The sequence below is a fragment of the Sorangium sp. So ce362 genome, from assembly GCF_051519845.1.
In the GTDB taxonomy this organism is placed as follows: Bacteria; Myxococcota_A; Polyangia; order Polyangiales; family Polyangiaceae; genus Sorangium.
Map to the genome: position 1 here is coordinate 4,109,791 of NZ_CP150332.1, position 14,102 is coordinate 4,123,892.

Consider the following 14,102-nt stretch of genomic DNA (forward strand, 5'->3'; position numbering starts at 1 on the left):
CGGATCGGCTCCGGCGGCGCAGTTCGTCCGGGTCGTGTCGCGCGTCGCCGCGCGGCGCCCTCATCGAGCCACATCACGTGCGTCGAGCGTGCGTCGCGCGTGCCAACCGGCGGCGCGCCGGCGCTCCGCGTGTCCCGCGCAATCCGTGCGGAGCGCGGGGGCGCCGAGGCGCGGATTGCGCGGAAGTCAACGAGCGGCCGATATTTCCGGTAACCTCGGGCGCGTTCGGTCTTGCGATCGGACGCAGTCTGGCCCAGGAGTAGAACCCCTGCCGCGCGGCAGGAAACCCCCCGGAGCACCGGATGACCCGACGAGTCGAAACCCGCACCCAAGCCATCGAGTTTCTCGAACGCGAGAAGGCCTACATCCTCCCGACGGTCACGGAAGTGACCCACCGCGGCGAGCGGGAGTGGAACATCTTCAGCCGCCTCCTCAAGGATCGCATCGTCTTCATCGGCACGGAGATCGACGACTTCGTCGCGAACGCCGTGATCGCGCAGTTCCTCTTCCTGGAGAGCGAGGATCCCGAGAAGGAGATCCAGGTCTACATCAACAGCCCGGGCGGCGTGGTGACGTCGGGGCTCGCCATGTACGACACGATGCAGTACGTGCGGTGCCCCGTGTCGACGATGTGCATCGGCCAGGCCGCGTCGATGGGCGCGGTGCTGCTCGGCGCGGGTCGCAAGGGCCGGCGCTTCGCGCTGCCGCACGCCCGGATGATGATCCACCAGCCGCTCGGCGGCGCGCGCGGTCAGGCGACGGACATCGAGATCCAGGCGCGCGAGATCAAGAAGATCAAGGAGACGCTGATCGACATCCTCGTCGACGCGACCGGCAAGAACCGGGACGAGCTGGCGAAGGACATCGAGCGCGACTTCTACCTGAGCGCGACGCAGGCCAAGGAGTATGGCCTCATCGACGAGGTCTTCCCGAAGCGGAACAAGTAGGTGCCAGCGCCCCCTCGTCCGGCGGGCGTGCCCTGGCGGAGGGCCGGCGCGAGCGGCGTCGGCCGGCGGCGCGCAGCCTCATCGAGCGCTCGCGCCGCGGCGCCATCGGGCGATTCCCTGACTTCGGCCACAGGCTGGAGACCACCCCCGTTAGCTTGCGACGGTACGGGCACCGGACTAGAATCCGGGCGCGGCGTTTGGCTGCGCATCGCTGAAAATACAGGGAACGGTGGAAGCCGTTCCCGTCCCAAGTTGGAGGGGCCGCCGCGGCGGGACCCTACCTCTCATCGAAGCGGACGCGTCGGCAGGCCGCACTGAGGGTCGAAGTGGAGCGAAGGCGGGACGATCACTCGAATGGCAATTTAAGCTGCTCTTTCTGCGGTAAATCGCAGAAAGAGGTGAAGAAGCTCATCGCGGGCCCCACGGTGTACATCTGTGATGAGTGCATCGGGCTCTGCAATGACATCATCGCGGAGGAGGTCGAGAAGGACGAGCCGTACGCGGGGTCGACCCCGGTTCCCAAGCCCGCCGACATCAAAGCAACGCTGGATGAGTACGTCGTCGGCCAGCACCGCGCCAAGAAGATCCTCGCTGTAGCGGTTCACAACCACTACAAGCGCATCGACAGCCGGGTCGCCTCGGACGACGTGGAGCTGTCCAAGTCGAACATCCTCCTGCTGGGCCCGACGGGCTCCGGCAAGACGCTGCTCGCGCAGACGCTCGCCAAGATCATCAACGTCCCGTTCGCGATCGCGGACGCGACGACGCTGACCGAGGCCGGCTACGTGGGCGAGGACGTCGAGAACATCATCGTCCAGCTCCTCCAGAACGCGGATCACGACGTCGAGCGCGCGCAGCGCGGCATCGTCTACATCGACGAGATCGACAAGATCAGCCGGAAGAGCGACAACCCGAGCATCACGCGCGACGTCTCCGGCGAGGGCGTGCAGCAGGCGCTGCTCAAGATCATCGAGGGGACGATCGCCAACGTCCCCCCGAAGGGCGGACGCAAGCACCCGCAGCAGGACTTCCTCCAGGTCGACACGACGAACATCCTGTTCATCTGCGGCGGTGCGTTCGTCGGCCTGGACCAGATCATCCAGCGGCGCATCGGCCAGAACACGCTCGGCTTCGGCGCAGAGATCAAGGCGAAGAAGGACTTCAAGCTGGGCGATCTGCTCAGCGTCGTCCAGCCGGAGGACCTCCTCAAGTTCGGGCTCATCCCCGAGTTCATCGGCCGCCTTCCGATCATCGCGACGCTGCACGAGCTCAACGAGGAGGCGCTGATCGACATCCTCACGAAGCCGAAGAACAGCCTGGTCAAGCAGTACCAGAAGCTCTTCGAGATGGACGGGGTGAAGCTCAAGTTCACCCGGGGCGCGCTCGTCGCGGTGGCCCGCCAGGCCCTCGAGAGGAACAGCGGCGCCCGCGGCCTGCGCGCGATCCTCGAGTCGGCGATGCTCGACATCATGTACGACGTCCCGTCCCGCACGGGGATCAAGGAGGTCGTCGTCAGCGAGGACGTGATCGTCAAGCACGAGGCGCCGCTCATCGTGTACACGAAGGAGGCGGAGCTCGCGTAGCGCTCGCCCCGAGGGGGTTCGTGGGCCAGGGCGCGCGGCGCGAGCGCGCGCCCTGGTGGAAGGCGCGCGTGCGGCGCGCCCTCGCCTCGATCGCCTGGATCGCCCCCCTCGATGATCCGGCATCGCGCGCGTCCCCGGGGGGACGCGCGCGGCTCCGGTGGAAATTCAGCAGTAGATCAAGCCACGTGTGACAACCGAGGTGGGGGCTGCCCCGGCCTCCCGATACTCCCGGAAAGACGGCGGATGTTCTTCAAGAACGACAGTGATCGCGGCAAGAACGCACCCGAGCGCGGGATCGTCCCGTTGCTCCCGCTACGCGACATCATCGTCTTTCCACACATGGTCTCACAGCTGTTCGTCGGGCGTGAGCGCAGCATCGCCGCGCTCGACGAGGCGATGAACCGCGGCAAGGAGATCTTCCTGGCCGCGCAGCGGAACGCGAAGACGAACGACCCGACGCCGGACGACATCTTCGGCGTCGGCTCGGTCGGCGCGATCATGCAGCTGCTCCGCCTGCCGGACGGGACGGTCAAGGTCCTCATCGAGGGCAAGCGCCGGGCGCGCATCCGCCGCTACGTCCAGAGCGATGCGTACTTTCTGATCGAGTACGACGAGATCGTCGAGAGCTCGGTCGCGAGCGTCGAGGTCGAGGCGCTGATGCGCTCGGTCCAGTCGACGTTCGAGATGTACGTCAAGCTCAACAAGAAGATCCAGCCCGAGGTCCTGATGGCGGTGCAGGCGATCGACGAGGCCTCGAGGCTCGCCGACACCATCATCGCCAACCTGCCGACCATCAAGCTGACGGACCGGCAGGCGCTGCTCGAGATGGAGGAGCCGCAGAAGCGGCTCGAGCGTCTCATCGAGCTGATGCAGTCCGAGATCGAGATTCTCCAGGTGGAGAAGAAGATCCGGAGTCGCGTCAAGAAGCAGATGGAGAAGACGCAGAAGGAATACTACCTCAACGAGCAGATGCAGGCCATCCAGAAGGAGCTGGGCGGCGGCGAGCGCGACGAGTTCAAGAACGAGATCCAGGAGATCGAGGAGGCCCTCAAGACCAAGCGGATGAGCAAGGAGGCCGCCGCCAAGGTCAAGAAGGAGCTCAAGAAGCTCAAGATGATGCACCCCACGAGCGCCGAGGCGACCGTGGTGCGCAACTACATCGACTGGATCCTGGAGCTCCCCTGGTACGACAAGAGCGAGGAGCGCTATGACCTCGTCGAGGCCGAGCGGATCCTCGATGAGGACCATTACGGCCTGAAGAAGATCAAGGAGCGGATCCTCGAGTACCTGGCGGTCCAGGCGCTGACGAAGAAGCTCAAGGGGCCGGTGCTCTGCTTCGTGGGCCCGCCCGGCGTCGGCAAGACGAGCCTGGCGAAGTCGATCGCGCGCGCGACGGGGCGCAAGTTCGTGCGGCTGTCGCTCGGCGGCGTGCGCGACGAGGCGGAGATCCGCGGCCACCGGCGGACGTACATCGGCGCGCTGCCTGGCAAGCTGATCCAGTCGCTCAAGAAGGTCGGGACGAACAACCCCGTTTTCCTGCTCGACGAGGTCGACAAGATGTCGACCGACTTCCGCGGGGATCCGGCGGCGGCGCTGCTCGAGGTGCTCGATCCGGAGCAGAACCACACCTTCAACGATCACTATCTGGATCTCGATTACGACCTCTCCGACGTGATGTTCATCACGACGGCGAACACGCTGTCCGGCATCCCGGTGCCTCTCCAGGACCGCATGGAGGTCATTCAGCTCTCGGGTTACACGGAGTTCGAGAAGCTGAACATCGCGGTGAAGTACCTCGTGCCCCGGCAGCGGAAGGAGTGCGGCCTCGAGGACGTGTCGCTCGACTTCACCGAGGGGGCGCTCCGGACGATCATCCACCACTACACGAAGGAGAGCGGCGTGCGCTCGCTGGAGCGCGAGATCGCGAGCGTGTGCCGCAAGGTGGCCCGGAAGGTCGTGTCGGACGGCAAGGACAAGCCGATCGAGGTCGTCGCGAAGAGCATCCCGAAGTACCTCGGCGTGCCGAAGTTCCGGCTCGGCAGGCGCGAGGAGCGCGACGAGGTCGGCCTCGTGAACGGCCTGGCCGTGACCAACGTCGGCGGCGATCTGCTCCCGGCCGAGGCGACGGTGGTCCCGGGCAAGGGCAAGCTCGTCATCACCGGGCTGCTCGAGAAGGGGATGGAGGAGAGCGGGCACGCGGCGATGAGCTACGTGCGCTCGCGCCTGGATCGCCTCGGACTCGAGGCGGACGTCTATCAGAAGGTCGACGTCCACATTCACTTCCCCGATTTCGTCAGGAAGGACGGGCCCAGCGCCGGCGTCACCATGGTGACCGCGCTCGTGAGCGCGCTGATGAAGGTGCCCGTCCGGCGGGATCTCGCGATGACGGGCGAGATCACCCTGCGCGGCCGGGTGATGCCGATCGGCGGGCTCAAGGAGAAGCTGCTCGCCGCCCATCGCGGCGGCATCACGACCGTGATCCTGCCGAAGGAGAACCGGAAGGATCTGCGGGACGTGCCCCGGCGTGTGCTGAAGTCGCTGCGGCTCGTGCTCGTGGAGCACGTGGACGACGTGCTCCGCGAGGCGCTCGTCCTGCCCGACGCCTACGCGATCTTCGGGCCGCCCAAGGGCATCCTGGAGTACCGGGACGGCGAGCTCGTGACCGAGGAGGCGCCGGTCAAGGCGCCGCCGGCCGCGGCCGGTGAGCCGACGCCGGCCGCCCCGCCCGGCGCGTGAGCGGCGGGAGCGCGGCGACGGACGGATAGGCTGGCGGCGCGCGCCGAGACGCACTAGCTGGCGTCGCGATGATTCGACGCGCATTGATCTCGGTATCCGACAAGACGGGGCTGCTCCCGCTGGCCCGGCGGCTCGCGGAAAAGGGCGTGGAGATCCTCTCGACCGGGGGGACGCAGCGGGCGCTCAAGGACGCCAACGTGCCGGTCGTCGGCGTGGAGGCCTATACCGGCTCGCCCGAGGTGATGGATGGCCGGGTGAAGACGCTCCATCCCCGGGTGCACGGCGGCATCCTGATGCGCGGCGCGATCGACGAGGACGATCTCGCGCGGCTCGGGGGCCAGCCGATCGATCTCGTCGTGTGCAATCTCTATCCGTTCGAGGCGACGGTCCGGAAGCCGGGGGTCACGCACCCCGAGATCATCGAGAACATCGATATCGGCGGGCCGTCGATGGTGCGGAGCGCGGCCAAGAACCACGCGCGCGTGGCGGTGGTGGTCGATCCGGCCGACTACGACGCCGTGCTCGCCGAGATCGACAGGGCGGGTGAGGTGTCGAGCGCCACGCGCCGCCGGCTGGCCACGAAGGCGTTCGCGCATACGGCGGCTTACGACGGGATGGTGTCCGGCTACCTGTCGTCGCTGCCGGAGGAGGGCGAGCCGAACGCCGACGAGCGCGAGGCCTATCCGCGCTTCCTGACGCTCGCCCTCGAGCGGGCCTACCCGCTCCGGTACGGCGAGAACCCGCACCAGTCGGGCGCCTTCTACCGCGAGCGCGGCGCGGCCGCGGGGTCGCTCGCGCTGGCCGAGTCGCTGGGGGCGGGCGGCAAGGAGCTCTCCTTCAACAACCTCGTCGACGTGGACGCGGCGTTCGAGGCGGTGCGTGAGCTCACCCAGCCCGCCGCGGTCGTCGTGAAGCACACGAACCCGTGCGGCGTCGCGATCGGCAACGATCTCGCGACCGCCTACCGGACGGCGCGCGAGGCGGACCCGGTGAGCGCCTTTGGCGGGATCGTCGCGCTGAACCGCGAGGTCGACCGGGCGGCTGCGGAGGTGCTTGTCGAGACGTTCCTGGAGTGCGTGATCGCGCCTGCGTACGCCCCCGAGGCGCTGGAGGTGCTCCGGACGAAGAAGAACCTCCGGGTGCTCGCGACCGGCGCGCTCCTGCCCGCGGATCACCCGGAGCTGACGTTCAAGCGCGTCGGCGGGGGCCTCGTGGTCCAGGATCGGGACGCGACCGCGGGGGGCGAGGTGCGCGGCGGCAAGGTCGTGACGAAGCGGGCGCCCACGGCGCAGGAGATCGACGCGCTCGAGCTCGGCTGGCGCGTTTGCAAGCATGTGAAATCAAACGCGATTGTGCTCACGGTGGCCGGGAGCACGGTCGGGGTCGGTGCCGGACAGATGTCGCGGGTCGAGAGCGTGCGCATCGCCTGCAGCAAGGCGGGTGAGCGGGCTCGCGGGAGCGTCCTCGCGTCGGACGCTTACTTCCCGTTCCCGGACGGCCTGGTGCTCGCCGCCGAGCACGGGATCACGGCGGTCGCGCAGCCGGGAGGCAGCGTGAGGGACCCGGAGGTCATCGCCGCGGCGGACGCGGCGGGGGTTGCGATGGTGTTCACCGGAGTCCGGCACTTCCGTCACTGAGCCGGCCCGCCCCGGCCCCGCCCCGGCCCCGCCCCGATCGGCCCGCCTCGGTCCCGGCCCCGCCCCGGGGTGCGCGATCTCCCCTTGCGCTGGAAGGGTGCGCCGCGTTCGCAGAAAAGTTGACCTTTGTTGCTTGACTGTGATGATGGTCAACGCTGCGCCTGGGCAAAGCGCTGTGCGCGGCGCGAAGGAGCGAGCTGTGGGCGGAATCAGCGAGACGTGCAGCGTGTGCGGGACCGGATTCGAGGTCCAGTTCCGGTACCAGATGGAGGAGAAGGACGGCGGCTTCTCCTTCTTCTGCTCGCAGAAATGCCTGGAGAAGAGCCAGCTCGGCGGGGAGAGCGGCGTCTCGCTCGCCACATGCGACGCGTGCGCGAAGCGCTTTCCTCCGGATCTCGTGTCGCAGGTGCTCTACGTCGCCGGGCGGCGGCACTACGCGTGCTCGCTCGGGTGCCGGACGCAGCTGGTCCGCGAGGCGAAGGGGGTGCGGCTCGGAGACATCGCGGCGGCGGCCGCGGCGCCGGCCGAGGGGCTGCCGTCGACCCGCCGCGATGTGCCGTTGTCGGGGAGCGGCTCCCGCGCCGTCGCGGAGGCCAGTGAGCCGGCGTCCCCGGAGCGTTCGGGGCGGGCTGGCGCGCAGGCAGCGGCGTCGGCCGTTGCGCCGGGCGCGTCGGCTGCGCGCCCGGCGGAGCCCAGGGGGCAGGGGGCGGTCGCGGTGCCCGTGTCGCCGGCGGGGAGCGCGAAGCGGGCGCCGCAGCGCCCGGCCGGGATGCCCCGGTATCTGGCCGTGTTCAACCACAAGGGCGGCACGGGCAAGACGACGACGGCCGTGAGCGTGGCGGCCGGGCTCGCGGCGCGCGACAAGCGGGTGCTGCTCGTCGACACCGACGCGCAGGGGAACGTCTCCGTCTCGCTCGGCGCGGGCGCGGAGCGCTCGCTCTATCACGTGCTCGTGATGGGGCTCCGGGTCGCGGACGCGACGAGGGCGGTGCGGCCGAACCTGGATCTCCTCCCATCCAACGAGACCCTGGCCGCGGCCGAGCTCTACCTGGCGGGGCGCCAGAACCGGGATCGCGTGCTCTCGGATCGCCTCTCCGCGGCTGCGGCCGACTACGACTACGTGGTGCTCGACTGCTCGCCGAGCCTGTCGCTGATGAACCAGAACGCGCTTGTGTTCGCCGACAGCGTGCTCGTCCCGGTCGCGTGCGATTACCTGTCGCTGGTCGGCGTCCGGCAGGTGATCAAGACGGTGAAGAACGTGAACGCGTTGCTGCACCATCCGGTGCAGATCTGGGGCGTGCTGCCGACCTTCTTCGACGGTCGCGCGAAGATCGCGCGCGAGGCGGTCAGCACGATGAAGCAGCACTTCGGGGAGCGCTGCCTCGCGCCGATCCGGCAGGCGATCAAGGTCAAGGAGGCGCCTGCGCAGGGGCAGACGATCTTCGAGTATGCGCCGGGGACGCCGGCGGCCGACGATTATCTGGCGGTGGTCGATCGCATCATCGAGAGTCGCGAGCGCGGCGCGGCCGGCTCGGAGGCAGGGGCGGTGCGCGATCCGGGATCGTGGGGCACCGACCGGGCGGATGGGGCGGCAGAGCGGCCGGGCGCTGCGGCGGCCGGCGCATGAGGGGACCCGCGGCAGCGGGGCCCGCTGGATGAAGGGACCTGCGGCAGCGGGGCCCGCCTGGATGAAGGGACCTGCGGCAGCGGGGCCCGCTGGATGAAGGGACCTGTGGCAAGCGGGTCTCGTGGCTGAAGGGCCCGCGCTCGCGGAGCCCCGACCGGGCAGAGAGCTGGAGGACGCAATGAAGAGCGAAGGCGATCTCGGGGGAGCCGCGCGGGCGCTGCTCGATCGCGACGAGGTGGAAGGTGTTCTGTCCGGGGCGTTCTATGCACCCACGGAAGCGCCGCGTTCACGCGCGAAGACCCGGACGACCGGCGCTGCATCCGAGCCAGGTGCTGCGCCGCCGCCCGAGAGACCGCAGCACTACAAGGTCATCTGTATCTCGATGTACACCGAGGATCTCGGGAGGCTGGATGAGATGGTCAGCGCCCTCAAGGCGCGCGGCATGACGAAGGCCAACCGAAGCGCGCTGATCCGGCATGCGCTCTCCCAGGTGGACCTCGACAAGATCCCCAAGGGGATCTAGGTCGGCTTTCCAGGGAGACCTCGACCGGGCGACGGGATCGAGGCCAGCTTTTCCACCATCGCCCCACGGGCACCGCGCGAGCCGCGGCGGCCTCCAGCGGCACCGGTGGGGCAGAGGCAGCCCGGCTCCCTGGGCTCCGGCGAGCGGTGGAGGGGCGGGGCACCGGCGCCGCCGCTCGCGGTGTGAGGGCGATGCGCGTCCTCGCGCGGCGTGCCCTCGCCCGGCAGCAGCGCCGCGGGGATGCCGCGTGCTAGTGTCGGTAATCAGGAACCGGGGAGCCACGAGCCGACAACCGAGGCGTACCCAGAGAGGGAACATGGACCAGAACTTCGCAGGATACGGGACCCGCTCTTCGGCGCTCCGTGCCGCCGCGGATTCGCGCGAGCGCTTCCTCGTGCGAACGTACAATCACCTGTTCGGGGCGATCGTGCTCTTCGCGGCGATCGAGGTCGCGCTGTTCAAGACCGGCGTCGCCTCGGTCATCGCCAGGGCGATGATGGGCACGAGCTGGCTGGTGGTGCTCGGAGCGTTCATGCTCGTGAGCTGGCTCGCCAGCCGCGCGGCGCACACGTCGATGTCGAAGCCGGTGCAGTACGCCGCGCTCGGCGGCTACGTGGTCGCCCAGGCGATCATCTTCGTGCCGCTCCTCTACATCGCGGACATGGTCGCGCCCGGCGCGATCCAGAGCGCCGCGCTCGCCACGATGGCGGGCTTCGCCGGGCTCACCGGGATCGCGTTCGTGACCCGCAAGGATTTCTCGTTCCTGGGCGGTCTCCTGCGCTGGGGCGGCATCTGCGCGCTCGTCCTCATCGGGGCCGGTCTTTTGTTCGGCTTCCAGCTCGGCACGTTCTTCAGCGTCGCCATGGTCGCCTTCGCCGGCGCCGCCATCCTCTACGACACGTCGAACATCCTGCACCACTTCCCCGAGGACCGGTACGTCGGCGCCGCGCTCGAGCTCTTCGCGTCCGTCGCCCTGCTGTTCTGGTACGTCCTCCGCCTCTTCACCTCCTCCCGCAACTGAGCGGTGCGCGCCCGCTGCGGATACGGGCCCACCTCGGCGCTTTCGGTGCTCGGCGTACTGGAGTACGCCTGCGCGCCGAAAACGCCGATCTGGGCCCGTCTCCTGTGCGGGCGCGCGCCGCTCGGACGGCGGGGAGGACGGCCGGGGGGGACGGGGGGCGGGGGTTTAGGGGGCGAGGAGGGCTTGTAGCGCTCTGGTCAGGGAGAAAAGTAGGAGGGCGGCCAGCGCCAGGAGGGACACGAGCGCTGCGGCCAGGCCGGCGTAGAAGCCTCGATCAGAGGGGCGGGCGCCGCTCTGCGCGCGCGCGACGAGGTGCGCCCGCAGGAGGTCGAGGTTGCGCACGTTCGCCTTGTAGGCCGCGTCGAACAGGTCGCCCAGCAAAGGAACCGCGCCGAACAACGTATCGAGACCCACGTTGAGCATCATCCGAAGCACCGTCGAGACGGGGAGACGATAACGCGCCGCCGAAAGCACGATGTACATCGAAAGGCCAAAGCCGATGAGATCCCCGACCCCCGGGACCAACCCGATCAGCGCGTCGTAACCGACCCGATAGCCGACGCCAGGGATGCGGATCGCATTGTCCAGAAAGTGGCCGAGCGCGCTCAGGCGCTTCAGCCGCTCCTCCTCAAGGTCGACGGTCTTCAGCGTGGTGAGGGGTGTCACAGGCATGACGGACCGGTCTGGGCCGGGTGAGCTGTCCCTCGTAGTGTACGTCGCGCGCTCCAGGCCAACCAGGGCATATGCGTTGCTTCTGGGACCACCATGGAGACGGTAAGGGCTGTGGGAAGCGCCCGGCAGTCGCGCCACTCGGAGATTCTTCTCCTGGGGCAGGCAGCAGGGCTCGGAATGGTGACAGGAATGCGTTCCATGCTGGGCGTCAGGATCCTCGCGGCCAGCGCCCGGCGCGGCGCGTTCGACGGGCAACGCGGGAGCTTCTGGCGCACGCTTCGCTCGCCCGGAGCGCAGCGCGCGCTCAGCGTGCTCGCGGGCGGAGAGCTGTTGATGGACAAGCTGCCCTCCGCGCCGAGCCGCCTCGCGAGAGGTCCGCTCGGCGCGCGGCTCCTGATCGGGGCGCTCCTGGGCGCCGCCGTCGGCACGCAAAGCCCCGGGAGGAACATGCGCTTCGCAGGCGCCGTGGTCGGGGCAGCGGCGGCCGCCATCGGCGCGCTCGTCGGGAATCGCGCCCGCGTGTGGCTGGACCGCGAGACGCGCATTCCCGCCCCGATCGCAGCCGTCGTCGAGGACGCCATCGCCTTCGGCCTGGGGGCGCTGGCGGCGCGCCGCTAGTGTCGAGCGCCGGTGCGCCCGCCAGGGCCCCAGCCCCGGCACCGCCGCAAGCAGCGCGCAGCCCCGGAGGCGAGGGAGGGGCGAAGACGATGCGCGCCGTCGCGCCCAGGGACGTCCCGTCGCGCCCAGGGACGTCCCGTCGCGCGCACGTCTCCCGGCGCACGCACGTCGCGTCCTGCCACAGCGGGGCACCGCTGCCGCCGCGGTCACGGCGACACGAGCCCTGCTGGCGCCGGACTTGCCGCCGAGCCCGCACGCCCGCGTCCTTCGCTCCGGAGCGCGCGGAGCGCTGGCTGGCATCGCCGGCGCGCTCCTCGGGACGCTCGATGGATCCGCGGCGCACGCGCAAGGACGGTACGAGTCCGCGCTCCTCGGCGGGCGCTCGGCGCTCCTCGGAGGCACAGGGGTCGTGCTGGGCGTCGACGGCGCCGCGCCCTTCCTGAACCCGGCCACCATCATCCGCATCGAGGACCGGAACATCGCGTTCTCGGCGGCGTTCTTTCGCTACGCGCATCGCACGCTGGAGGCGTGGCATCAGCCAGGTCCGGTCGACTCCGCCCTGTACGGCGACCTCCGGCTCGATCACACGACGGTGAGCGATCACGGCCTGGACTCCCTCCCTGACGCGATGTGCTATTGCACCGTCGAGGGCGCGGCGCGCGAGATCGGGGACGCCGTGGAGGGCTCGGCCGCGGCTCCCCCTGAGCGCACCACGCCGAGAGAGCCGATGCGGGCGCCTGCGCAGGAGGACTGAGCCGCGGCGCGCCGCCGGTCAGGAGCCGCCCTCGTCCGGCTCGATGCGCACCCGCTCCTCGTAGAGCGCGCCGCCCTCGCCGATGTCCGTGGTGCGGGCGCGGATCAGCGCGTTGGCGCAGCGGCCGTCGCGGAGGTGGCCGCCCTTCGGGATGAGCGCGACGTCGCGGCGCTGCGCGGGATCGTGGCGGAGCTGCACCGTCATCGCGCCGACGCGCGACACGATCCGGCAGAGGCCGCCGTCGGCCACGCCGCTCGCCGCGTCGGGGTGGACCGTCACGACGGCGGGGCCTCGCTGGGGCCTTGCCCACTGCGACGACTGGGACTTCTCGGTGGACAGCGCCATGAGGAGCAGCGGGAGCTCGCGCGCGTCGGGATCCGCGCGCTCCTCCGGCCCCTCGGTGATGAGGTTGACCCGCCCGGTCGGGGTCGGGAACTTGCGGTCCTCGAACAGCACCTTCGGCGCCAGCGGATTGCGCACCGGCCCGCGCTCCAGCGCCTCGAGGGGGATGCCGAACGGCGCGAGCCTGGGCTCGGCGACCCGCCGCTTCCAGTCGCGGGCGCTGCCGTCGAGCGCGTCGCCGAGGCCCACGCGCCGCGCGAGCGCCTGCATGATCTCGAGATCGCTCTTCACCCCGTCCGGGGGCGGGACCACGGGCGTGGCGACGCCGAGGTAATGGTGGCCGTAGGCGCCGAGCACGTCGTCCGCCTCGAGCAGCGTCGTCGTGGGCAGCACGAGGTGGGCGAGCCGCGCCGTGTCCGTGAGGAAGGCGTCGGCGACGACGACGAGCTCGCGCGTCGCGAGCGCCTCCGCGACGACGTCCGACGCGGGCAGCATCGCGACCGGGTTGGCGGCGGTCACCCAGACGGCGCGGATCGGCGGGTCGCTCATCCGGAGCACCTCCTGCCCGAACAGCGGCTCGCAGACGGTGCGGGGCGCGGGGCGATCGCCCCCGAACGGCGAGAGGTCGAACGCGCCGCGCCGCTTGAAATAGAACGAGACGCCGCCGCCGGGGATGCCGAGGTTCCCGCTCACCGCCGAGAGCGCGTCGAGCGCGCGCACGATCGCCCCGCCCGTGGTGCGCCGGCCCATGCCCCAGCCGACGAGGATCGCCGCGGGCCTGTCGGCGAGGCGGCGCGCGAGATCCAGCGCGGCGCCCTCGGGCACGTCGGCCTCGCCGCACCACGCCGCGACGGAGCGGCCCCGCGCGAGCGCGCGGAAGGCGTCGAGGTGATCGCAGTAGTCCGCGGCGCGCGGATCGGTCCACCCCTCGTCGAAGAGCACGCGGGCGACGGCCATGGCGAGCGCGAAGTCGCCGCCCGGGCGCGGCTGGTAGAACGCCGCGCACAGGGAGGCGGTCCTGTGGTGCACGGGATCGACGAGCACGAGCTCCGCGCCGCGCGCCCTCGCCTCGCGCAGCACCGGCAGGGTGTGCGGGCTCGACGTGAAGACGTTCTTGCCCCAGAGGAGGATCTGCCGGGCGTTCTTCAGGTCGGCGAGGTCGTGGCTGTCCTCCTCGCCGAAATCGGCGAGCTGCGCGGCGTCGCCCGCGCCGGAGCAGATGTCGCCGCGCTTGACGGTGACCGGCCCGAACCGCGCGAAGAAGGCGTCGGTGAGCCCCGTGAGCATCCCGAGCGAGCCGCCGCTCCGGTAATGGAAGATCGCGGCCGGGCCCGACTCGCGCCGGATCGCGAGCAGCCGCTCGGCCGCGGTGTCGAGCGCTTCGTCCCAGGAGACCGGGACGAGCTCGCCGCCCTTGCGGAGCAGCGGCGTGGTCAGGCGCTCGGGCGAATACTGGGTCTCCAGGAAGCGCGACGTCCGGTAGCAGAGAAAGCCCCTCGTGACCGGGTGGTCCGGGTCGCCGGCGAGGCGCACGACGCGGCCGTCCTTCACGGTGGCCACGATGCTGCAAGCGTCGGGGCAGTCGCGGTTGCAGACCGTCTTGCGGATCTCCTGCACGGCGGCAGCGTAGATCACGCGCGCG

At 70.2% G+C, this 14,102-nt stretch carries 11 protein-coding genes; 9 read left to right on the plus strand and 2 right to left on the minus strand.

Features of this window, described 5'->3' with window-relative positions; genetic code table 11:
• Nucleotides 1-302 precede the first annotated feature (302 nt).
• From WMF17_RS15990 to WMF17_RS16020, 7 genes are all read left to right on the plus strand, one after another.
• Entirely contained in the window at nucleotides 303-947 is a 645-nt protein-coding gene (locus WMF17_RS15990) for an ATP-dependent Clp protease proteolytic subunit (RefSeq protein ID WP_012235778.1), read from the plus strand.
• A 326-nt stretch (nucleotides 948-1,273) separates the two neighbouring features.
• Nucleotides 1,274-2,530 (plus strand): ATP-dependent Clp protease ATP-binding subunit ClpX, encoded by a 1,257-nt coding sequence (gene clpX, locus WMF17_RS15995; RefSeq protein ID WP_437602952.1) that lies wholly within the window; start codon nucleotides 1,274-1,276, stop codon nucleotides 2,528-2,530.
• A gap of 243 nt (nucleotides 2,531-2,773) precedes the next feature.
• Nucleotides 2,774-5,266: an endopeptidase La gene (gene lon, locus WMF17_RS16000; RefSeq protein ID WP_437602953.1), complete on the plus strand. Its 2,493-nt coding sequence runs from the start codon at nucleotides 2,774-2,776 to the stop codon at nucleotides 5,264-5,266.
• 68 nt (nucleotides 5,267-5,334) lie between these two features.
• On the plus strand, nucleotides 5,335-6,903 hold the full coding sequence (purH, locus tag WMF17_RS16005) for a bifunctional phosphoribosylaminoimidazolecarboxamide formyltransferase/IMP cyclohydrolase (RefSeq protein WP_437602954.1): 1,569 nt from the start codon (nucleotides 5,335-5,337) through the stop codon (nucleotides 6,901-6,903).
• Nucleotides 6,904-7,102: 199 nt separating this feature from the next.
• Entirely contained in the window at nucleotides 7,103-8,530 is a 1,428-nt protein-coding gene (locus WMF17_RS16010) for a ParA family protein (protein WP_437602955.1), read from the plus strand.
• Between the two features lie 178 nt (nucleotides 8,531-8,708).
• Complete coding sequence (locus WMF17_RS16015; RefSeq protein WP_437602956.1) at nucleotides 8,709-9,053, plus strand: hypothetical protein; 345 nt, start codon at nucleotides 8,709-8,711, stop codon at nucleotides 9,051-9,053.
• A 316-nt stretch (nucleotides 9,054-9,369) separates the two neighbouring features.
• Complete coding sequence (locus WMF17_RS16020) at nucleotides 9,370-10,074, plus strand: Bax inhibitor-1/YccA family protein (protein WP_437602957.1); 705 nt, start codon at nucleotides 9,370-9,372, stop codon at nucleotides 10,072-10,074.
• A gap of 165 nt (nucleotides 10,075-10,239) precedes the next feature.
• Here the strand turns inward: WMF17_RS16020 and WMF17_RS16025 are convergent, their stop codons facing one another.
• Nucleotides 10,240-10,746 (minus strand): DUF4112 domain-containing protein, encoded by a 507-nt coding sequence (locus WMF17_RS16025; protein WP_437602958.1) that lies wholly within the window; start codon nucleotides 10,744-10,746, stop codon nucleotides 10,240-10,242.
• 93 nt (nucleotides 10,747-10,839) lie between these two features.
• Here WMF17_RS16025 and WMF17_RS16030 point away from each other — a divergent pair, with 93 nt between their 5' ends.
• Both WMF17_RS16030 and WMF17_RS16035 read left to right on the plus strand, forming a co-directional pair.
• Nucleotides 10,840-11,364, plus strand: a complete 525-nt coding sequence (locus tag WMF17_RS16030; RefSeq protein ID WP_437650271.1) for a DUF4126 family protein — start codon at nucleotides 10,840-10,842, stop codon at nucleotides 11,362-11,364.
• A 238-nt stretch (nucleotides 11,365-11,602) separates the two neighbouring features.
• Nucleotides 11,603-12,118, plus strand: coding sequence for a hypothetical protein (locus WMF17_RS16035; protein WP_437650272.1), 516 nt, complete (start codon nucleotides 11,603-11,605; stop codon nucleotides 12,116-12,118).
• Nucleotides 12,119-12,136: 18 nt separating this feature from the next.
• Here the strand turns inward: WMF17_RS16035 and WMF17_RS16040 are convergent, their stop codons facing one another.
• Nucleotides 12,137-14,095, minus strand: coding sequence for a molybdopterin-containing oxidoreductase family protein (locus tag WMF17_RS16040; protein ID WP_437602961.1), 1,959 nt, complete (start codon nucleotides 14,093-14,095; stop codon nucleotides 12,137-12,139).
• Nucleotides 14,096-14,102: the final 7 nt, after the last annotated feature.